The sequence below is a fragment of the Vibrio sp. STUT-A11 genome, from assembly GCF_026000435.1.
In the GTDB taxonomy this organism is placed as follows: Bacteria; Pseudomonadota; Gammaproteobacteria; order Enterobacterales; family Vibrionaceae; genus Vibrio.
Map to the genome: position 1 here is coordinate 2,142,232 of NZ_AP026763.1, position 19,740 is coordinate 2,161,971.

Below are 19,740 nucleotides of genomic sequence, written 5' to 3' on the forward strand. Positions count from 1 at the left end.
AAGAGCTTACAATATTCGGACTTAAAGCATAGATATTTTACCAAAAATCGTTATCATCATATGACTCAGTTAAGCAGAATGAAGTACCTAATTGAAGTATTCTTACGTAGCTCGCCAACCAATTCTAGATAGAGAAAAGCGAACCATTGGTTATGAGCTTCTCTTTCGCGACGGCCCCAAAAATACCTTCCCTGAAGTAGAACCTGAGCTGGCTACCAGTCGATTGCTGTCCGATCATTTTCTATCGACGCATTACAATACATTAGGTAACAAGCTGGGGTTTGTTAACTTCCCCCAGCAGAGTCTGATAAATCTGGTTCCGACGTTGTTTCCAAAAGACTCATTAGTTATCGAGGTTCTGGAAGATTGCGAGCCAACTGAAGAGCTGTTTAAAGCGATTAAACATTTGCATAAGTATGGTTACAGAATAGCCTTGGATGATTTTGTACCGACCAAAGCCTGGAAACGATTTCTTCCTTATGTATCCATTATCAAGTTTGACATTCGCTTGGTGCCAATAGAAAAAGCGGCAATTTTCATTCAATCTCTTAGTCACTACAACATCGATTTTCTTGCAGAAAAAGTCGAGACCTATGAGGAGTTTGAACAAACTCTAGAAGCGGGATTCAATTACTTTCAGGGCTACTTCTTCAGCAAACCGGAGATGATCAAGAAAAAGCAACTGAAACCCTCATTTCTGGCAGTTATCCAATTATGTAAAGAGATTGCGGATAAGCCCATCGATTTTGATGAAGTTGAACGACTCTTTTCTATTGATCTTTCACTTTCATACAAACTACTGACTTACGTTAATTCCGGTTATACGCTCGCCACCAAAATTAAGTCATTCAGACAAGCTCTGATTTACTTGGGTGAAGATCGCTTGCGACGATTCATCTCACTCGTAGCCATCGCTTCTGTCCAAGATGACAAACCGGATTCCCTGTATACCCTTGCAATCCAGCGCGCCCGAATGTGCGAATTATTGCTGAGCCTGATGAAGACGAAATACGATCCGGGGCAAGCCTTCCTGACTGGGATGTTTTCACTGCTTGACTCGCTGCTCGATCAACCCCTGAGCGATGTGATCAACGATATCCCTGTGGATGACGATATCAAATTAGCGCTCACAAGCCACAAAGGTGTATTGGGTTACTTGCTGTCGATGACTATCGATTATGAACAAGCAAACTGGGAGCGAGTTGAGAAATATTGCGCGGCTCTAAGACTCACAGAAGAGCAACTTGTCGAAGCATTTAACCAGTCTACCGTCTGGGCTCAGGAACTGCTTTCCCAAAGATCTTAGCTGTTGCTTGTTTTGCTAAAGTAATTGCAGTGTATAATCCATCTCATATTACCTCACCAACGTGAGGCTGTTTAATTCAATAGAGATTTCTTTTTTATGTCTTCTTCTTGCCCGTGCGGCTCCAATCTCAGTTACCAGCAATGCTGTCAAATTGCCCATTGCAACCATGCCAACGTAGAAACACCCGAGCAGCTAATGCGCTCACGCTACAGTGCTCATGTTCTGGGTTTGGTGGACTATGTGGTCGCGACTTATCACCCGAGTTGTCATGCTGAAGCACAGCGAGAAGGCATTGCGCAGTCTATCGATAGTGATTGGTGTCAGCTTGAAGTGATAAAAGCTGAAGCAGGCAGCAACGAAAATGAAGGGTTTGTTGAATTCAACGCCTACTTCAATGAAGACGGTAAACGCTACTCCCTGAGTGAGCGCTCACGCTTTGTCAAAGAGAATAGCCTTTGGTACTACATTGACGGTACGTTTCCAGAAGAACAGCCAGAGCAAGACCCACGCCTGAGCCAGCCCGTCAGCAGCCTAAAAGTCGGCCGTAATGACCCATGTATTTGTGGTAGCGGTAAAAAATTTAAGAAGTGTTGTGGGTAGGAATAAGGTTCTAGGTTCTAGGTTCTAGGTTCTAGGTTCTAGGTTCTAGGTTCTAGGTTCTAGGAAAAGATTACGGATTATTTTGCAACCACCTAAAGCCTTCCTTTTAAACCGTCATTCCGAGGAGCCTTAGCGACATCAGGAATCTCCTAACAGTAGGTACGTAAACCAAAGCAGGCACCCTTAATAAAAGCAAACTCGGATATTAGATCCTGAATCACGCTCCTTCGTCGCTGTACAGGATGACCTAATTGGGCGGTAAATTTCCGTAATCTGTAATCCGTATACCAAACCAATAAACACCAGAACTTACGTTTATCACTGAATTGGTCGCATTCTCCCCTAGTACCTAGGAACCAGGACCTAGATTCTGAAAACCTAGGCCCTATCTTTTTTACTTATGGCGTTCTTTAAGCTTATTCACTACGTCGTTCATAGACAGGCCTTGGTCTTGCAGCAAGACCATTAAGTGATAAATTAAATCCGCCGATTCGCACACTAGTTCCGCCTTGTCACCCGACGTTGCCGCAAGCGCGACTTCAACGCCTTCTTCGCCCACTTTCTGCGAAATACGCTTGGTGCCACGGGCATAAAGGCTGGCGGTGTAAGAGGACTCTGGGTCGGCGTCCTTGCGGGCAGCCAATAGCTGCTCAAGTTGATGAAGCCACACCATTTGCGACTCTTCTTGCGGATCCCCATCCCAGCACGTTGTAGTACCCGTGTGGCAGGTTGGGCCAATCGGGTTCACCTTAACCAGCAAAGTATCATTGTCACAATCGAGTGAGATGTTCACCAGCTGTAGAACGTTTCCCGAGGTTTCCCCTTTAGTCCACAAACGCTCTTTGGTGCGAGAGAAAAACGTCACCTGACCTGTTTCACCCGTTTTTACCAGTGCATCCTGGTTCATGTAACCCATCATCAGAACTTGGCTTGACTCGAAGTCCTGGACGATAGCAGGTACCAGACCATCCACCTTCTCCCAGTTGATTCGCTCTTGTAGCGAACTTACTTCGGCGGCTGCAAAACTCATACTCGTACCTCTATACCTTGCTGTTTTAAATACTGTTTCAACTCGCCAATATTGATGACTTGTTTGTGGAATACTGACGCTGCTAATGCGCCGTCAACATTCGCTTTTTGGTAAGCTTCTGCAAAGTGTTCCATCGCACCAGCACCGCCTGAAGCAATCAGAGGCACCTTACACACTTCACGAACCATATTGAGCTGCTCAATATCGTAACCGTTGCGCACGCCGTCTTGGTTCATCATATTCAGTACGATTTCACCAGCGCCGCGTTTTTGTACTTCTTGCACCCAATCACGTGTTTCCCATTGTGTTGCTTTGGTACGCTCTTCATCGCCAGTAAACTGGTAAACCTGATATTTTCCCGTGTCCTTGTCATAGTATGAGTCGATGCCGACCACAATACATTGAACACCAAACTTATCAGCCAGATCCGTAATCAGCTGTGGATTCGCGAGAGCCGGAGAGTTAATGGAAACCTTATCGGCACCAAACTCCAGAATACGCGCTGCATCTTCTGCAGATTTAATACCACCAGCCACACAGAAAGGAATATCGATGACTTCGGCTACACGCTTCACCCAACTTTTATCAACCACACGTCCGTCACTGGATGCCGTAATATCGTAAAATACCAGTTCGTCCGCGCCTTCTTCTGCGTAGCGCTGCGCAAGAGGGACAATGTCACCGATGATTTCATGGTTACGGAATTGTACCCCTTTCACCACCTGACCATCACGCACATCAAGACATGGAATTATTCGCTTTGCCAACATGTGAATGCCTCCTCTGCTGTGAATTTACCATCAAGCAATGCGCGGCCAACGATTACACCTGCCACTCCGCTGCCTTTCAGCGCTTCGATATCGGTTAGTGAACCGATACCGCCTGAAGATTGAAACTGAACTTGTGGGTACTGCTTGCAAAGATCCACGTACAGATCAACGTTAGAGCCTTCAAGCGTGCCGTCACGAGAAATATCCGTACACAGAACATGCTTCAGCCCTACGGTCAGATAGTCGTCGATAAGCGCTTCTATCGTAACACCAGAATCTTCCTGCCAACCAGAGATAGCAACTTTACGTGTGCCATCCGGGTCGATGTTGATATCTAAAGCCAGAACGATCTTCTCTGCTCCGTACTTTTCCATCCAGCCTTTTACTAGCTCTGGCTGTTTAACGGCTGTAGAGCCAACTACAACACGCTGAGCGCCCGCTTCTAACAGATCCACAACGTCCTGTTCAACGCGAACCCCCCCACCAATCTGAATGTTGGCTGGAGTGCTTGCCAATAGTTTTGCAATCAGATCAAGCTGTCGTGCAGACGTGTCTTTTGCACCTGTTAAGTCAACCAAATGCAGCCAATTTGCACCCGCTTGATGATACAGGTTGAACTGCTCTGCTGGATCAACTTTGTATTCAGTTACTTGTCCGTAATCACCTTGGTAAAGACGAACCACCTGTCCTTCAATTAAATCAAGAGCTGGAATAATCACACTAAATTCCTTTTTATAATTCTAAGAAGTTTTGAATAAGCTTCGCGCCCGCTTTTGAAGAACGCTCAGGGTGGAATTGCACTCCGTAGTAGTTGCCGCTCTGTACTGCTGCGGTGAACGGATTGCCGTAATTACACTCAGCAATGGTGTAATCTCCGACTGGCATCGCAAAGCTGTGTACAAAGTAGAAGTACTCACCCTCTTCGATGCCTTTAAACAACGGGTTACCCGGTTTCGCAGTAACCGTATTCCATCCCATGTGTGGCAGCGGTAAATCGCCCGTTTGAAGCAGTTTCACTTCGCCATCACAAAGACCCAGACATTCAACCAGCTCATCGGCTTTTTGGCCTTTCTCTTGAGAAACCTTACCCAATAGTTGCATGCCCAGACAAATTCCAAGAAGCGGCTTTTCGACCTTTTTCACCAGCTCGATTAGATCGCGCTCCTCAAGGTTTTTCATCGCTTCGCTTGCTGTACCTACACCTGGCAAGAAAAGTTTATCCGCCGCCAAGACGACTTGAGAGTCTTTTGAAACGGTTACTGTGTAGCCAAGGCGCTCGATGGCAAATCTCACCGAAGAAACGTTGGCACAGCCAGTATCAATAATCACAACTTTTTGTTCTGTCACTGAACTCTTCTCCTATCAATACGCTAAGAAATGGCCTTAAAGAACGCCTTTACTACTTGGCAGTTCGTTACCTTCTACTTTGATCGCCTGGCGCAATGTGCGGCCGAAGGCTTTAAACAAGCTTTCAATGATGTGGTGATCATTGTCGCCAGCAGAAGACAGGTGCAGAGTACATGCTAACGTATCGGTCAATGAGCGGAAGAAGTGCACCACCATTTCTGTCGATAAATCGCCCACTTGCTCACGGCCAAATTCCGCGTCGAATTTAAGGAATGGACGGCCTGATAAATCTAATGCACATTGTGCCAGACACTCATCCATCGGTAAGCTAAAGCCAAAGCGGCCAATACCACGTTTATCGCCTAGTGCTTCTTTCAGTGCCTGTCCAAGTGCAAGCGCGGTATCTTCGATAGTGTGGTGATCATCGATGTGAAGATCGCCTTCTACTTTGCATACCATCTGAAAACCACCGTGAGTTGCGATTTGATCAAGCATGTGATCAAAGAAACCCAAACCCGTTGAAATGTCGTTACCGCCTTGCTCATCAAGATTCACGGCAACTCTGATGTCCGTTTCTTTGGTTGTACGAATAACTTCAGCGACACGCGCTTTTACTGTCAGATCTTTCAGAATTTGCTTCCAACCCATGGTCTCTGGGTTGTATTGAATACCACGGATGGCCATGTTTTCAGCAAGTTGAAGGTCCGTAGGACGGTCACCAATCACAACCGAATTCTGGAAGTCGACTTTTCCGCCCTGAAGGTATTCTTTCACCATACCTAACTTAGGTTTACGGCAAGAGCAGTCTTCGTCGTCAAAGTGAGGACAGATAAGAACGTCATCAAACTTCACGCCTTGAGATTCAAAAATCTCCATCATCATATTGTGTGGCGCATCAAAGTCTTCTTGTGGGTAGCTATCTGTACCCAAGCCATCCTGGTTAGTCACCATCACTAAACGGTAACCTGCGTCTTGTAAAGCAAGCAAGCTTGGGATCACGTATGGCTCTAATTTCAACTTATCGAGGCGGTCTACTTGGAAATCAATCGGAGGCTCAACGATCAGTGTGCCATCACGGTCAATAAAAAGGATTTTTTGTTGTTTGCTCACTAGAACATCCTTATTGCTAATCTTGGTTGGCTCCCACTCTATTGTGAGAGCAAAGTAACTTTATGGCTTTACGAATAGTAGTTTCGAATAAATCCAAGTGTCTTTTCGCACTCTTCGCGATTGCCGACACTGATACGCACACAGTTTTCAATCGGCGAGTTACGTAAAATAATGCCCGTATCCCATGCAGCTTTGAACAGCGCGTCACCATCTGGGAATTTCACCAACAGATAGTTCCCCCAGCCTTCGAACACTTCGAGCCCAGGAATCATGGTCAAACCAACTTGCAGGTAAGCTCGGTTGGCGTTGAGGTCCAGAACCTGAAACTTAGCGCGAGCTAAACCGGCTTCCGATAATGCTTGTGTCGCAATATCTGCAACCGGAACAGGTACAGGATAAGGTGCGATAACTTTAAGAAGTACATTAATCAGCTCTTCATTTGCAAGCGTAAATCCACAGCGCAGACCAGCAAGTGCAAATGCTTTCGATAACGTACGCAGGATCGCTAAGTTCGGGTATTGCTCCAGTAAGTCTACCGTTGAGGCTTCAGGACAAAAATCGATGTAGGCTTCATCCATAACCACAATCGCGCGATCTTTGGTCATCTCAAGAAGAGAGACGATGTCTTCGCGCTTAACCAAGTTACCGGTTGGGTTATTCGGTGAACAAACAAATACCAGCTTCACATTATCGAGATTCGCCTCAATACCCGCCAGATCAAGTTGCCAGTCTGAAGTCAGTGGTACAGTCTTACGCTCAACACCAATCGTTTCTGCGCTGATCGAGTACATACCGTAAGTTGGTGGACAATAAAGGATGGCGTCTTCACCCGGCTCACAGAAAGCACGTACGAGTAGCTCAATACCTTCATCAGCACCACGTGACGTCAGTGTCTGCTCCGGTTTCACGCCAGCATAAGCAGCGTATGCCGCAATGAGTTCTTTTGGCTGACACTCGCTGTAGCGATTAAGACGAGCAAAATCGGTTTTGTATTCATTATCAAATGGTGATTCGTTGGCATTCAGCCAAACATCACCGGTACCGCCAATACGGCGAGCAGATAAGTAAGGCGTTAATTCCTGGACTTGTTTACGCGCTAGCTTTTCCATCTCAATGTTTCCTTGTTACTTCGCTGCCAGTTTTTCTACACGAATCGTTACTGCACGCTTGTGTGCATCCAGACCTTCCGCTTCCGCCATGGTAACAACCGTAGGAGCCAGGTTTTTCAGGCCTTCAGCAGAGAGTTCTTGAACGGTCATACGTTTAGAGAAATCCGCTAAGCCAAGGCTAGAGTATGTGCGAGTGTAGCCGTACGTTGGAAGCACGTGGTTCGTACCTGACGCGTAGTCACCCGCAGATTCAGGCGACCAGTCACCCAAGAAAATAGAGCCAGCGTTATCAAGCAGAGGCAGCAACTCACGCGGGTTTTTAGTTTGAACAATTAAGTGCTCTGGGCCGTAGTAGTTAGAGATAGAAACCGCTTGAGTCAGGGATTCAGCGATAATGATCAAACTTGATGCTAGTGCCTTTTGTGCGATGTCCGCACGCGAGAGCTGTTTCAGTTGACGTTGTACGGCATCTGTTACTTGGTCTGCGATGATTGCAGAAGGAGTAACCAGTACTACTTGGGAGTCAGGACCGTGCTCTGCCTGGCTCAGTAGGTCAGCAGCGATAAAATCAGCGTCAGCCGTGTCATCAGCAAGAACCAACACTTCAGACGGACCAGCAGGCATGTCAATCGCTGCGCCACGGAAATCATTGCTTACCTGGCGTTTTGCCTCTGTAACATACGCGTTGCCTGGGCCGAAAATTTTATCAACTTTAGAAACCGTTTCCGTTCCGTAAGCCATCGCTGCAACCGCTTGGCCACCACCAACATTGTATACTTCGTCGATGCCGCAAAGTTTTGCAACGTACAGGATTTCATCAGCAATTGGCGGAGGAGAACAAAGCACCACTTTGCGACAACCTGCAATTTTTGCTGGTACACCAAGCATCAAAACGGTTGATGGCAATGGCGCGCTGCCCCCCGGGATGTACAAGCCGACTTTTTGGATTGGACGAGTTACTTGCTCACACATTACACCCGGTTGAGTCTCAACTTTAATTGGCTGAGGCTTTTGCGCTTTGTGGAACTTAGCAATATTGTCATAAGCTTGATTCAACGCGCTTTTCATCTTCTCAGACAGACGATCGGCAGCTGCATCAATTTCACTAGCAGAAACACGAATTGAATCCGGCTTCACGCGGTCAAACTTTTCAGTAAGTTCTACAAGTGCTACATCACCTTCGCTACGCACTTTCGCAATAACGTCTGCAACCGCAGCAGTAATGTTTGCGCCTTCTGCGATGGCAGGACGCTCTAAAATCGAATCTTGTTGATTCTCACTCAGTGATTGCCAAACAACTGTTCTCATGACCCTTACTCCATCATTTTTTCAATTGGTAGCACGAGAATTGAGCTCGCACCTAGCTCTTTTAGCTGTTCCATTGTTTCCCAGAACAGATTCTCAGAGCTCACCAAGTGAACCGCCATTTTCTGCTTGTCTGCTGATAATGGTAATACAGTTGGGTCTTCCGCACCCGGTAGTAGCGCTTTAATTTGTTCCAGCTTTTCTGCTGGCGCGTGCAGCATGATGTATTTTGACTCTTTTGCTTGCTGAACACCTTGCATACGCGTAAGTAGCTTGTTGATCAGCGCCGTCTTATCCGCGTCGAACTCACCCAAGCGTTGAATAAGCGTTGCTTTTGATTTGAAGATGACTTCGGCTTCTTTAAGACCGTTTGCTTCTAATGTTGCACCTGTTGAAACCAAGTCGGCAATCGCATCAGCCAGACCAGCACGTGGTGCAACTTCTACAGAGCCTGTGAGCATACAAGCTGAGAACGGTACACCGGCTTTATCCATGTATGCTTTAAGCAGGTGTGGGTAGGTTGTTGCGATGCGCTTGCCCGCTAAATCTTGAGGGCCGTTATATTCTTCGTCCTTATCGATGGCAATAGACAGACGGCAACCACCAAAATCAAGGCGGCGAAGTTGAACAAATTCACACGGCTCACCTTGTACTTTACGGTCTAAACGCACTTCTTCCAGTTCGTTTTCACCGATGAAACCTAAGTCAACAACACCATCCATAACCAGACCTGGAATATCGTCATCACGTACGAGTAGCAAATCAATTGGCATATTTTCTGAATGAACCACAAGACGCTCACCCATTAGATTAAACTTCACGCCGCACTGTTTAAGTAGAGCTTGGCTCTCTTTGCTAAGACGACCTTTTTTCTGAATTGCGATTCTTAAGCGTTGTGATTGCATTGCTATGTCCCTGTACAAGATATTGAAAACTAACTATTTTTTAAACCAAAAACGAAAAAACCCTCGGAAGAATGTTATCTCCCGAGGGTTTTAAATCTGAAATTCTTTGATTTTAACCTCCGGGAGTTTCCTGTCTCCCGGGTATGCGCACATCTCCCGAAAGACTAGATTGGGTGATGATGGTGATGAATGTTCATTACAAAATTGCGCATACTTATTTAGACTCTGGTTCGTTGTTCTGTTGGTAAACAACACTAACCAAGCTGATTGCTTTTTTCAACTATTAATTTCAAAAAAATTCAATTTGTATAGTACAAATAAAAAAGGAGGCCGAAGCCCCCTGTATTTTTTATCATTAATTCAATCAGTTAAGCACTCTGGCATGATTCTATTTTCGATTTAGACAACCAAGAGAGTACGCTACACACAATCACAAAAGTCACAGTGGCTGCTGTGAATGACATTGCGATAGACGCCGTCATCCCCAGAGTAACGAAGCCAACGCACGACACTAGCGCCACAGATAGCGCATAAGGTAGCTGTGTCGACACGTGGTCAATATGATTACAACGAGCGCCAGTTGATGACAAAATCGTGGTGTCTGAAATTGGAGAGCAGTGGTCACCAAATACCGCACCAGCTAGAACTGCGCTCAACATAGGCAGCATAAGTGCAATATCGGTAGCACCCGCCATATCACCCGCGATAGGCAGCATGATACCGAACGTACCCCAAGATGTACCTGTCGAGAATGCCATCAGACCAGACAACAAGAACAGAATCACTGGTAGCCAGTGTGGGTCAATATTACCTTGTGCCAACGTTGACAGGTAAGAACCCGTTTTCATGTCACCGATAACCGAGCCAATAGTCCAAGCAAAGACTAGGATCAAAATAGCGCCAAACATGGATTTTGCACCGATCCAAAGCGTGCGGATGATTTCACCCAATGGAATACCCTGCTTAAGCACAGTAAATAGACCAACCGCCAGGCCAAGCAAGCTACCGTAAATCAAAGACATGCCCACATCGGTATTCTCGAATGCACCCAATAGTGCGAATTCTTTACCATCCGCAGCCAAAGCCTGACCGCCGGTGTACATCATAGCCGCAATGGTTGCCACAATCAGTGTTACGATAGGTAGAACCAAGTCAGATACCTGACCTTTCTCGCTCTCTCGAATATCTAGCTCTTCGTTAATTTCATGAGCTTCAGGCGTATCGTTCTCTTTATCTTTATCAAAGCCACGGCCTTGAGACGCTGAAATTTCGTGCTCACGCATTTTACCCACATCCAGGCCAAACCACGCAACCGCAAACACCATCAATAAAGCGAATACCGCGTAGAAGTTCATAGGAATCAAACGAATGTATGCACCCAAAGCGGAGTATTCAGTGATGCCATGTGACACTAAGATGCCACCAATAATAGTGATAATGTAGGCACCCCAGCTCGATGCAGGCATAATCACACACATCGGAGCCGCAGTTGAATCCAGAATATAGGCCAGCTTAGCGCGAGAAACATAGAAGCGATCGGTTACAGGGCGAGAAATTGCACCAACCGCCAGGCTGTTAAAGTAATCGTCGACAAAGATGAATACACCTAAAAAGGCAGCAAGAAGTTTAGAACCACGCTTACTCTTAACGCGAGATTGTGCCCACTCAGCAAATGCTCGAGTACCACCAGAAAGTGTCAATAATGCCGTTGTCATCCCTAACAAGATTAGGAAGCCAACAATACTCATATTCCAGGAGTTAAGGCCGCCGTCTTCAATAAAGACAGAAGAGACTTGAGTACCTACATAGCTAGCGGTATCACCAAGTGACCAACTATTTAGCAGCACCGCACCAAGTACGACACCAACACCGAGAGAAATTAATACACGACGAGTCAAGATCGCCAGAGTCAAAGCGACTAGCGGTGGCAATAATGAAACAGGAGAACTAGAAAAATCTATTAAATTCATGATCTTCAAAAACCAAAGTTTGGCTAGAGATCTACTGCAGACAAGTTACGTTTTACTTAAACGTACTCATGTTGAACTTAGCGACAGGGAAGCGAACACTCCACCCAACCCTACAGTAGCGCTCCATAGTTTAATGTAAATATACTATGGCAGTGTTGTTCCTTTCGGATACAACCCCAACAAGTAATGTTGATGGATTACTTGCTTCGGCAATCTTCGCCTTCCACTATTATTCATTGGCATCACCCCAATAATAGCTACTCTTCGAGACTGCGCCTCTACGGCAATAAAAAACAATTGACCGCCAATTATACAAATTAGCAACAAATTATCTGTAATATTGCATCAGGTGGCGCCATTGTACTTATGATGAGAGTCAATGCAACACATCAAACTAAATTAAACCTATAAAACTCAGTTAAACCAATCTAAAGTGTTAACTCACTCCGATGTTACCCAAATCATTATTGTGCAACTAACATCATTTCAATTACGCTTTCTATGAAACTTTATTACTACATTCAATTCCCATGTTTTTTGTAACACTGATAATTAAGGTAAATGTAATGCGAATACAAAGAGACTTTATCTTTACCGCCAAGTAAAAGCATCTAGGCGCTTAATAAAAGTAATTACACAATTTCTGTGATTAAAATTATGCGGGCTAACTTGAATTTCCACCTTATAAGTTTTAATTCTCAATAATAATATTACTTTCTCTAAAAAAGTGGCCAAAATTAAACGAAATCATGATTTAGTATTTGCACATAAGTAAAAGATAAAGTTAAATATAAGGACTTACTATTTATTTGTAGCATGGCATTATTTCATCGTAACGATAAAAGGTGCCAAACACATTAACCTATTAATAGGAATCGTTATGTCTGAGCTGACTAAAACACTTCTAAATATCCGTAGCCTTCGTGCGTTTTCTCGTGAGCTGACTCTTGAACAATTGGAAGAAGCTCTAGATAAACTGTCTACTGTTGTAGCAGAGCGTAAAGAAGCGGAAGAAGCGGAACTCGCAGCACAAGCTGAGCAAGAAGCTAAGCTTGCTGAAATCGCAGAAAAAATTGCTCAAGACGGTATTGACGTTGAAGCTCTTATTAATGCGCTATCAGGCGAAACTAAGACTAAAGCAAAATCTAAGCGTGCGCCTCGCCCTGCGAAATACAAGTACACTGATACTAACGGTCAAGAAAAAACTTGGACAGGCCAAGGTCGTACACCTTCTGCAATCCAAGAGCAGCTTGATGCAGGTAAATCACTGGATGATTTCCTAATCTAATTTCTGGATATATAAAAGGCTCCTCAGGGAGCCTTTTTTGTATCTATTAGACAAATAAAAATGGCGCATTTCATAATGCGCCATTTTTTACATTTGTAAATGAGCTGTTAACTTAGACTATATTAACGCTCCCAATATGCCTCTTCCAGACTATCTTCGCGCTCTGGTAAGCCTCGTGAAAGACGTGGAGAATGCTGAACCAGCACTTCATAGCTCGCACGGTTTGCGTATTTGCAAACTTGCGAAAAAGAAGAGTAAGTTAAATACTCGTTGGTGTGCTTACTTGAGTTAGGCACATTTTCTTTATGGTATTTATTTGCCGCCATGTCATGTAATACCGCAGACAAAGCCGCATCACCTGCACCATTGGTATTCTTAATTTTTTCCGGACCACCCATATATGGTGAAATATGAGAATACACTTTAATCGGTGTTTCACAGGCGTCTTTTTGTGCTGGTCGGCTAAATTCGTAGCGATTAAACTCTGCAATTGATCCTGGCAGCAATGGCAAAGTGGTCTCACGCTTGGCGTTATCTTCTGTATAGCCAGCCATAAATAATCCAACAGGACCAGCAGTACAAAGAACTAAATCTGCCCAGTCCAGCGTCTTGTCTGATGCAGCTAAAGGATCAGACTCACCAGTCAGAGCTTCGGCTTCATCTTCATTCATAGCAACAACAGAAACATGGTCACGAATAAATTCTTGCCAATATTGAGGATCGTCCTGAATTACAAATTTTGTACCCAATGTGAGTACAACTGGCACATCATACTTTTTCGCATACTCGATCGCCTTCATGGTTGCTTCGGGCATTGGGTCGCCCTCTTTGCAACGTACGAGGTAAGAAGTCAATAAAAGCGCAGACGCATTTTTGAAGATTTTCTCTGGGATGCTATCGGGATGAAGTTGGTTCATCTGACCTTCGCTGATAGCAAAAGTACGTTCACCGTCTTCTGTAATAAGAGCAAAACAGCGCCCTATTGAGCCATTAACACCTTGAAGGTAGTTAAGATCCATACGACTTGATGTATTACACAAATAACGGTAGCCGTAGCTGCCAATTCTAATGTCCTGACTCATTACCCCAAGCAAGGTAGAACGATCATCAGCTAGAACAGAGTAATTGTGCAAAGTGTTGCCAATCGTACCACCAGCGTATTCGTTGGTGATGAGGTTCTCTTCTTTTAGATACTGATAAAGCGCTTCTGCCGTTGCATCATCAATAACCAATGAGTGACCTTTACTCAAACCATATTTCTCAATCACATCTGTCGACACTTTTGCTTCAATATCGACCAGAGTTTGATCAATGCCGATGATGTGAGTACGCGTCATCTTCTTGCTTTCTTGTGCTTGACTGACTAATGGGTCACGAGCATGAACAGGAAAATAATGCTTGGATTTGCGTTGTCCAGGAAATTTCATATTGTTAGTCTGAGTAAGGGATGAAAAAGAAAACGGATTCTATACCGCGAATAATATTGCGGCAATAAAAGCGATTATAGCAAACGTTTGCCCGCCTCTTTTTTCTCTTCGATGACTTATTCTCCTTCCATAAAGCTTAAATCTGGCAGTTGATCCAGGTGCTCGCTATAGCGTTTTAGATTAAATTCACCTTCGTTTTTCATCACATCAAATACTTCAATCGACATCGCACATGCCATCATTGCCACTGCATCTTCGCGAGACGTCCCCGTCATCATTAGACGCATCAGAGTTTCTTTGGCTTGAATCGGATTGCCATCTTCTAATTGGTTTTCAACAATCTCAATTAACTCAGCTTCTTGCATAAATTGGTTTTCTTCAGTCATCTTGATATTACCTCTTGGATTTTTGGCAACTATGCCATATATATCCCTTCTATACTTATCGAATTCTCACGCCGTATTTTCTTTCGGTTAAATTTACATCAAAATCGAAGTGTGAGTTCGATCTCGGATCTGTCACCGGTCTGTGGATTCTGGTAGAATCTGCCTCCCGTTTATTTAAGTGGTGTTTAGTAATGTCTGACAACAGCCAAAAGAAAGTCATCGTCGGTATGTCCGGCGGCGTTGATTCATCTGTTTCTGCGTATCTTCTAAAGCAACAAGGCTACCAAGTTGAAGGCCTGTTCATGAAGAACTGGGAAGAAGATGACAACGAAGAGTATTGCACAGCAGCAGAAGATTTAGCCGATGCTCAGGCAGTATGTGACAAGCTTGGCATCCACCTACACACCATTAACTTTGCTGCCGAATACTGGGATAACGTATTTGAGTATTTCCTTGCGGAGTACAAAGCAGGCCGAACGCCTAACCCAGACATTCTTTGTAACAAAGAAATTAAGTTTAAAGCGTTCCTTGAATTTGCTGACGAAGTACTGGATGCAGATTACATCGCGATGGGCCACTACGTACGCCGTTCTTTCCCAGAAAACTCTTTACCTGGTGAAGAACAGGAGAAGCCACAGATGCTGCGTGGCCTGGATAGCAACAAAGACCAAAGCTACTTCCTATACACATTAAGCCACGAGCAAGTTGCGCGCAGCCTGTTCCCAGTTGGTGATTTAGAAAAGCCGGAAGTACGCCGAATCGCGGAAGAACAAGATTTAATCACAGCGAAGAAAAAAGATTCTACCGGTATCTGTTTTATCGGTGAGCGTAAGTTTACTGAATTCCTTGGCCGTTACCTACCCGCTCAACCTGGTAACATCGAAACGCCAGAAGGCGAAGTCATTGGCCAGCATCAAGGACTGATGTACCACACGCTTGGTCAACGCAAAGGTCTGCACATTGGCGGCCGTAAAGGCGGCGGTGGTAATGAAGACCCATGGTTTGTTGGTGAGAAAGACCTCGAGCGTAACGTGCTGATTGCCGTTCAGGGTAAAGATCACCCAATGCTTAAATCAGAAGGTCTACTTGCATCACAACTGCATTGGGTAGATCGTGAGCCAATTCGCGATGTTATGAAGTGCACAGTAAAAACTCGTTACCGTCAGCAAGATATTCCTTGTACAATCATCCCTATCGATGATGAGAACATTAAAGTGATCTTTGACGAGCCACAAATTGCAGTGACTCCAGGTCAATCCGCTGTGTTCTATAAAGATGACGTTTGTCTGGGTGGCGGTATCATCGAACAACGCATTAAATATTCTCAAGCTTAGGAGTTGTTACGTGGCGAATACACTTTATGACCGTACTATCGCGTTTGCTGGCATTTGCCAGGCTGTTGCTTTGGTTCAACAAGTAGCGAAAAACGGACATTGTGATCAAGATGCCTTTGAAACATCCATTAACGCTATTTTGAACACCAATCCAGCCAACACGATTGGTGTATTTGGTCGTGAATCCAACCTGAAGCTCGGTCTGGAGTGTCTGGTTAAAGGTATTGATAGCACGCCATCTGGCAGCGAGCTGACTCGCTATATCATCAGCCTGATGGCATTGGAACGTAAATTGACTGCCCGCAACGACGCCATGTCACAACTCGGTGATCGAATCCAGATGGCACAGCGTCAAACCGATCACTTCGAGTTGATGGACGATCAAATGATCAGCAACCTGGCAAGCATTTATCTGGATGTTGTCAGCCCTATTGGTCCGCGTATTCAAGTTACGGGTACTCCTGCAGTACTACAACAAACCTCAATCCAGCATAAAGTACGTGCTCTGTTATTATCTGGTATTCGCAGTGCCGTACTTTGGCGTCAGGTTGGTGGTAAGCGTCGTCACTTGATCTTTGGTCGCAAGAAAATGGTCGAACAAGCACAGATCCTGTTGGCCCGCATGTAAGAATGACAACTATCAGCTCGCGTTTATCGCGAGCTGATTTTTTTTAGATGAAAACCACTCTCGCGCAAACGTTTGCGCAATGTTCGTGACAAATGCCATAGTTATTGGTATAACGCTCACGAAATTTAGAAACCCAATTCAGGAGAACATCATGGAACTGTCAGCATTGACTGCTGTTTCACCAGTAGACGGCCGTTACGGAAGTAAGACGATTGCGTTACGCGAAATTTTCAGTGAATACGGTCTACTTAAATACCGTACTATCGTTGAAGTCCGCTGGTTACAAAAGCTAGCTGCTACTGCTGAAATCGCAGAAGTGCCAGCATTCAGCGCAGAAGCTAACCAATTCCTAGACGACCTTGCTGCAAACTTCTCTGAAGAAGATGCGCGCCGAATTAAAGAAATCGAGCGCACAACTAACCACGACGTAAAAGCGGTTGAATACTTCCTAAAAGAAAAAGTGGCTGATGTTCCTGAACTACACGCAGTAAACGAATTCTTCCACTTTGCATGTACTTCTGAAGACATTAACAACACATCACACGCTCTAATGCTAAAAGAAGCGCGTGAAACCGTAATTCTTCCAGAAATTCGCAACCTAATCGACGCGATCAAAGCGCTTGCTGTTGAATACCGCGACATTCCACTTCTGTCTCGTACACACGGCCAGCCAGCTTCTCCATCAACAATGGGTAAAGAGATGGCTAACGTGGCGTACCGCATGGAGCGTCAATACAAGCAGATCGAAAACGTTGAAATCCTAGCGAAAATCAACGGCGCAGTAGGTAACTACAACGCTCACCTTTCAGCTTACCCAGAACTAGACTGGCACAAATTCAGCGAAGAGTTCATCACTGAATCTCTAGGTGTAACTTGGAACCCATACACAACTCAGATCGAACCACACGATTACATCGCTGAATTGTTCGACGCGGTTGCACGTTTCAACACAATCCTAATCGACTTTGACCGTGACGTTTGGGGTTACATCGCACTAGGCCACTTCAAGCAAAAAACTATCGCTGGTGAGATCGGCTCTTCTACGATGCCGCACAAAGTTAACCCAATCGACTTTGAAAACTCTGAAGGTAACCTAGGTCTTGCGAACGCAGTATTCGGCCACCTAGCGCAAAAACTGCCAATCTCTCGCTGGCAACGTGACCTGACTGACTCAACCGTTCTTCGTAACCTGGGTGTTGGTGTTGGCTACGCAGTGATTGCATACACTTCAACACTTAAGGGTATCAGCAAGCTAGAAGTTAACCGTGAAGCACTACTTAAAGAGCTAGACAATAACTGGGAAGTGCTTGCAGAGCCAGTGCAAACAGTAATGCGTCGTTACGGCATCGAGAAGCCATACGAGAAGCTGAAAGAGCTAACTCGTGGTAAGCGTGTCGACGGTGAAGCAATGCGTGTATTTATCGACGGTCTTGAGCTTCCTGATCACGAGAAAGCACGTCTGAAAGAAATGACGCCAGCGAACTACATCGGTCAGGCAATCGAGCTAACTGATAAGCTATAAGCGCTAATTTAATTAGCCAGACATTGAAAAGGTTGACGTGAAAGCGTCAACCTTTTTTGTTTTATACGGGTTCAGATAATGGCAAAGATACGTAACGTTATTGTCTTTGAAAAAATAACGTTATGGTCCCTACTTCGACACCAAACTTCTTAATTTTAGTCAGGTTAAAAACGTGTCTGTCATCCTGACGATAAAGCCAGTCATCAAAAGTAACAGTAAAAGTGTCATCATCTACTTTTAACTCAAAATCATATTGCCACTGCAATGCATTACCTCGCTCTTGACCAGTTGCCACGCCAATAATATCGTCTGCTTTTCCCTGATAACGGTTATTTTCCAGCTTGTTAATCACCCATATTCGTTGGTCTAGCTCGCCATCTTCGAATACGAAATCCTCCACTAGCGTCAACTTATTGCCTTTTACAGTGCCAACAATATCCACTTCGAAGCGTCTGGTTTGCTTATCGGTATAGTCTTGAACCATCCCCCACGCTTTCACATTGCCCTCAAAGTAACCAAACAGATCAAAACTAGGCTTGCTGGTCTGATAATTGTCTATGTCTGCTGAGCATGAGCTTAGAAAAATGGTAACGATGCTAACCGTCACAATGATTAAACGATTGAAAACATTCATTGCCTTACCTGTCCTATTAGTTGTTTACGAAGCTTCGGGAACTCAGTTTTTGGTGACAACCAAATGGAGAGAAAAGCATCATTCAATCCCTCATCTTCAACATAACCCACAGTTTTAGAGGCGCTGTCCCCGGATTGACGATAAAGAAGCTGCCCCGCTTTCCCGTCTGTCACGTAAGCAAGCTCATCGCCTTTCTTTATATTCGGGTACATCTTATTGAGCTCAGAAAGCCATTGTTGACGTCGCTGCTTATTCACACCGAGCTTTTGCCATTGTTCGTCCGTTACCTCAAGCAGCTGTTGCTTAGTGACGTCACGCTGATAATAAATTTCGAGCGCAATTGGATGAGGAGAGACATCAGCACTAACCTGATAGCGTCCTTCCGGCGCCCTTAAACGTGACTCATAAATATCAAAGATAAACCAAGTCAACTTTGCTTCACCGACCGTTTTCCATTGACGCCATTGCGCTGTATTCACATGGGCGGTATGGGCACCCGCACTCTGTGCATACAGCGGAATCGGCAAAATGAGTCCAGAAAGGAGTAACACGCTAATTAGATTCTTGGTTAACTTTCCCTGTAAGCTTTTCATTTCCATACACCCTAAGTATCAGTAGCGTTACGACGCACCATTCCACGAATAAAACCATCAGTGTGAAAAAGACATCGTAACCAAAATCAACTGCTTGGAGTTTGTAACCAGCGAAATAACTCGCTGATCCCCCAATGCCGCCTATTACTGATACGTAAGTTTTGGGGAAACGATACAAAACTGGCTTAAGCTGGTAGGCATACCAGGTAAACATTAGCCACAGGCATAGCAACCACAGTGGCAACCATAAGGTTGGAAAGATCAGAACAGAAAACTGTTGATTTAGGCTATCAAGGGCAAGCCCGAACACGACAACCACAACGATGGGTTTCAATGCAGCCGCATCGTTCAAGGCACAGTAGGCAATGGTGACCAATGTGAAGCAAAGGGTAAACCATTGCCACTGATAGGTACCGAGTACCGCTGCAAGCCAGCAAAGTTGAAACCAGGTTGAAGCAAGCAACACTCTCATGACG

Annotated in this window: 20 protein-coding genes, 1 riboswitch and 1 other annotated feature; of the genes, 6 read left to right on the forward strand and 14 right to left on the reverse strand. The window is 44.9% G+C overall.

The annotated features are described in order from the left end of the window. Positions 1–91 precede the first annotated feature (91 nt). Both OO774_RS10070 and OO774_RS10075 read left to right on the forward strand, forming a co-directional pair. Positions 92–1,306 (forward strand): EAL domain-containing protein, encoded by a 1,215-nt coding sequence (locus OO774_RS10070; RefSeq protein ID WP_264902028.1) that lies wholly within the window; start codon positions 92–94, stop codon positions 1,304–1,306. Positions 1,307–1,402: 96 nt separating this feature from the next. After that, positions 1,403–1,906, forward strand: coding sequence for a YchJ family protein (locus OO774_RS10075; protein ID WP_264902029.1), 504 nt, complete (start codon positions 1,403–1,405; stop codon positions 1,904–1,906). Between the two features lie 394 nt (positions 1,907–2,300). On the opposite strand, the gene hisIE is transcribed toward OO774_RS10075, so the two are convergent. The 9 genes from hisIE to tet(35) form a co-directional block, all read right to left on the reverse strand. After that, a complete protein-coding gene (gene hisIE, locus OO774_RS10080; RefSeq protein ID WP_264902030.1) occupies positions 2,301–2,936 on the reverse strand; it encodes a bifunctional phosphoribosyl-AMP cyclohydrolase/phosphoribosyl-ATP diphosphatase HisIE in 636 nt (211 codons plus the stop codon). Next, entirely contained in the window at positions 2,933–3,706 is a 774-nt protein-coding gene (gene hisF / locus OO774_RS10085; RefSeq protein ID WP_237315599.1) for an imidazole glycerol phosphate synthase subunit HisF, read from the reverse strand. Before hisF ends, hisIE begins: the two co-directional genes overlap by 4 nt. Next, positions 3,688–4,425, reverse strand: a complete 738-nt coding sequence (hisA, locus tag OO774_RS10090; RefSeq protein ID WP_264902032.1) for a 1-(5-phosphoribosyl)-5-[(5-phosphoribosylamino)methylideneamino]imidazole-4-carboxamide isomerase — start codon at positions 4,423–4,425, stop codon at positions 3,688–3,690. Before hisA ends, hisF begins: the two co-directional genes overlap by 19 nt. Before the next feature lie 13 nt (positions 4,426–4,438). Continuing rightward, on the reverse strand, positions 4,439–5,053 hold the full coding sequence (gene hisH / locus OO774_RS10095) for an imidazole glycerol phosphate synthase subunit HisH (RefSeq protein ID WP_264902033.1): 615 nt from the start codon (positions 5,051–5,053) through the stop codon (positions 4,439–4,441). A 36-nt stretch (positions 5,054–5,089) separates the two neighbouring features. Continuing rightward, a complete protein-coding gene (hisB, locus tag OO774_RS10100; protein WP_264902034.1) occupies positions 5,090–6,163 on the reverse strand; it encodes a bifunctional histidinol-phosphatase/imidazoleglycerol-phosphate dehydratase HisB in 1,074 nt (357 codons plus the stop codon). A gap of 68 nt (positions 6,164–6,231) precedes the next feature. Beyond that, a complete protein-coding gene (gene hisC / locus OO774_RS10105; RefSeq protein WP_264902035.1) occupies positions 6,232–7,272 on the reverse strand; it encodes a histidinol-phosphate transaminase in 1,041 nt (346 codons plus the stop codon). A gap of 15 nt (positions 7,273–7,287) precedes the next feature. After that, positions 7,288–8,580, reverse strand: coding sequence for a histidinol dehydrogenase (hisD, locus tag OO774_RS10110; protein WP_264902036.1), 1,293 nt, complete (start codon positions 8,578–8,580; stop codon positions 7,288–7,290). 5 nt (positions 8,581–8,585) lie between these two features. Continuing rightward, the gene (gene hisG / locus OO774_RS10115; RefSeq protein WP_264902037.1) at positions 8,586–9,482 is read right to left on the reverse strand and encodes an ATP phosphoribosyltransferase; all 897 of its coding nucleotides are present in this window, start codon (positions 9,480–9,482) and stop codon (positions 8,586–8,588) included. Between the two features lie 51 nt (positions 9,483–9,533). Beyond that, positions 9,534–9,671: a sequence feature (His leader region), on the reverse strand. A gap of 179 nt (positions 9,672–9,850) precedes the next feature. Further along, positions 9,851–11,452, reverse strand: a complete 1,602-nt coding sequence (gene tet(35), locus OO774_RS10120) for a tetracycline efflux Na+/H+ antiporter family transporter Tet(35) (RefSeq protein WP_264902038.1) — start codon at positions 11,450–11,452, stop codon at positions 9,851–9,853. A gap of 108 nt (positions 11,453–11,560) precedes the next feature. Continuing rightward, positions 11,561–11,741, reverse strand: a riboswitch (Lysine riboswitch). A gap of 591 nt (positions 11,742–12,332) precedes the next feature. Between tet(35) and OO774_RS10125 the strand changes: the two genes are divergently transcribed. Beyond that, positions 12,333–12,740: an H-NS family nucleoid-associated regulatory protein gene (locus OO774_RS10125; RefSeq protein ID WP_014231482.1), complete on the forward strand. Its 408-nt coding sequence runs from the start codon at positions 12,333–12,335 to the stop codon at positions 12,738–12,740. A 122-nt stretch (positions 12,741–12,862) separates the two neighbouring features. Here the strand turns inward: OO774_RS10125 and OO774_RS10130 are convergent, their stop codons facing one another. Further along, positions 12,863–14,167, reverse strand: a complete 1,305-nt coding sequence (locus OO774_RS10130; protein ID WP_264902040.1) for an inosine/guanosine kinase — start codon at positions 14,165–14,167, stop codon at positions 12,863–12,865. A gap of 116 nt (positions 14,168–14,283) precedes the next feature. Continuing rightward, positions 14,284–14,553 (reverse strand): hypothetical protein, encoded by a 270-nt coding sequence (locus tag OO774_RS10135; RefSeq protein WP_264902041.1) that lies wholly within the window; start codon positions 14,551–14,553, stop codon positions 14,284–14,286. A 191-nt stretch (positions 14,554–14,744) separates the two neighbouring features. Here OO774_RS10135 and mnmA point away from each other — a divergent pair, with 191 nt between their 5' ends. The 3 genes from mnmA to purB all read left to right on the forward strand — a co-directional run bounded on the left by mnmA (position 14,745) and on the right by purB (position 18,037). Beyond that, on the forward strand, positions 14,745–15,887 hold the full coding sequence (gene mnmA / locus OO774_RS10140) for a tRNA 2-thiouridine(34) synthase MnmA (RefSeq protein ID WP_264902043.1): 1,143 nt from the start codon (positions 14,745–14,747) through the stop codon (positions 15,885–15,887). 10 nt (positions 15,888–15,897) lie between these two features. Beyond that, a complete protein-coding gene (gene hflD, locus OO774_RS10145) occupies positions 15,898–16,515 on the forward strand; it encodes a high frequency lysogenization protein HflD (RefSeq protein ID WP_264902045.1) in 618 nt (205 codons plus the stop codon). Between the two features lie 151 nt (positions 16,516–16,666). Then, on the forward strand, positions 16,667–18,037 hold the full coding sequence (gene purB, locus OO774_RS10150) for an adenylosuccinate lyase (protein WP_264902047.1): 1,371 nt from the start codon (positions 16,667–16,669) through the stop codon (positions 18,035–18,037). Between the two features lie 97 nt (positions 18,038–18,134). Here purB and OO774_RS10155 read toward each other — a convergent pair whose 3' ends face one another. From OO774_RS10155 to OO774_RS10165, 3 genes are read right to left on the reverse strand one after another with little or no spacing between them, the layout of a single operon-like run. Beyond that, positions 18,135–18,671 (reverse strand): DUF3833 domain-containing protein, encoded by a 537-nt coding sequence (locus OO774_RS10155; RefSeq protein ID WP_264902049.1) that lies wholly within the window; start codon positions 18,669–18,671, stop codon positions 18,135–18,137. Continuing rightward, positions 18,668–19,264, reverse strand: a complete 597-nt coding sequence (locus tag OO774_RS10160; protein ID WP_264902051.1) for a chalcone isomerase family protein — start codon at positions 19,262–19,264, stop codon at positions 18,668–18,670. The genes OO774_RS10155 and OO774_RS10160 overlap by 4 nt, the downstream gene beginning before the upstream one ends. Next, positions 19,224–19,736: a DUF2878 domain-containing protein gene (locus tag OO774_RS10165; protein ID WP_264902052.1), complete on the reverse strand. Its 513-nt coding sequence runs from the start codon at positions 19,734–19,736 to the stop codon at positions 19,224–19,226. Before OO774_RS10165 ends, OO774_RS10160 begins: the two co-directional genes overlap by 41 nt. Between the last annotated feature and the right edge of the window lie 4 nt (positions 19,737–19,740).

Coding starts and splice junctions, on each gene's coding strand:
- OO774_RS10130 (WP_264902040.1), bottom strand. CDS start 14,167: ATGAAATTTCCTGGACAACGCAAATCCAAGCATTATTTTCCTGTTCAT.
- OO774_RS10075 (WP_264902029.1), top strand. CDS start 1,403: ATGTCTTCTTCTTGCCCGTGCGGCTCCAATCTCAGTTACCAGCAATGC.
- OO774_RS10155 (WP_264902049.1), bottom strand. CDS start 18,671: ATGAATGTTTTCAATCGTTTAATCATTGTGACGGTTAGCATCGTTACC.
- mnmA (WP_264902043.1), top strand. CDS start 14,745: ATGTCTGACAACAGCCAAAAGAAAGTCATCGTCGGTATGTCCGGCGGC.
- hisG (WP_264902037.1), bottom strand. CDS start 9,482: ATGCAATCACAACGCTTAAGAATCGCAATTCAGAAAAAAGGTCGTCTT.
- hisC (WP_264902035.1), bottom strand. CDS start 7,272: ATGGAAAAGCTAGCGCGTAAACAAGTCCAGGAATTAACGCCTTACTTA.
- hisIE (WP_264902030.1), bottom strand. CDS start 2,936: ATGAGTTTTGCAGCCGCCGAAGTAAGTTCGCTACAAGAGCGAATCAAC.
- hisD (WP_264902036.1), bottom strand. CDS start 8,580: ATGAGAACAGTTGTTTGGCAATCACTGAGTGAGAATCAACAAGATTCG.
- OO774_RS10125 (WP_014231482.1), top strand. CDS start 12,333: ATGTCTGAGCTGACTAAAACACTTCTAAATATCCGTAGCCTTCGTGCG.
- OO774_RS10135 (WP_264902041.1), bottom strand. CDS start 14,553: ATGACTGAAGAAAACCAATTTATGCAAGAAGCTGAGTTAATTGAGATT.
- OO774_RS10165 (WP_264902052.1), bottom strand. CDS start 19,736: ATGAGAGTGTTGCTTGCTTCAACCTGGTTTCAACTTTGCTGGCTTGCA.
- OO774_RS10160 (WP_264902051.1), bottom strand. CDS start 19,264: ATGAAAAGCTTACAGGGAAAGTTAACCAAGAATCTAATTAGCGTGTTA.
- purB (WP_264902047.1), top strand. CDS start 16,667: ATGGAACTGTCAGCATTGACTGCTGTTTCACCAGTAGACGGCCGTTAC.
- hisF (WP_237315599.1), bottom strand. CDS start 3,706: ATGTTGGCAAAGCGAATAATTCCATGTCTTGATGTGCGTGATGGTCAG.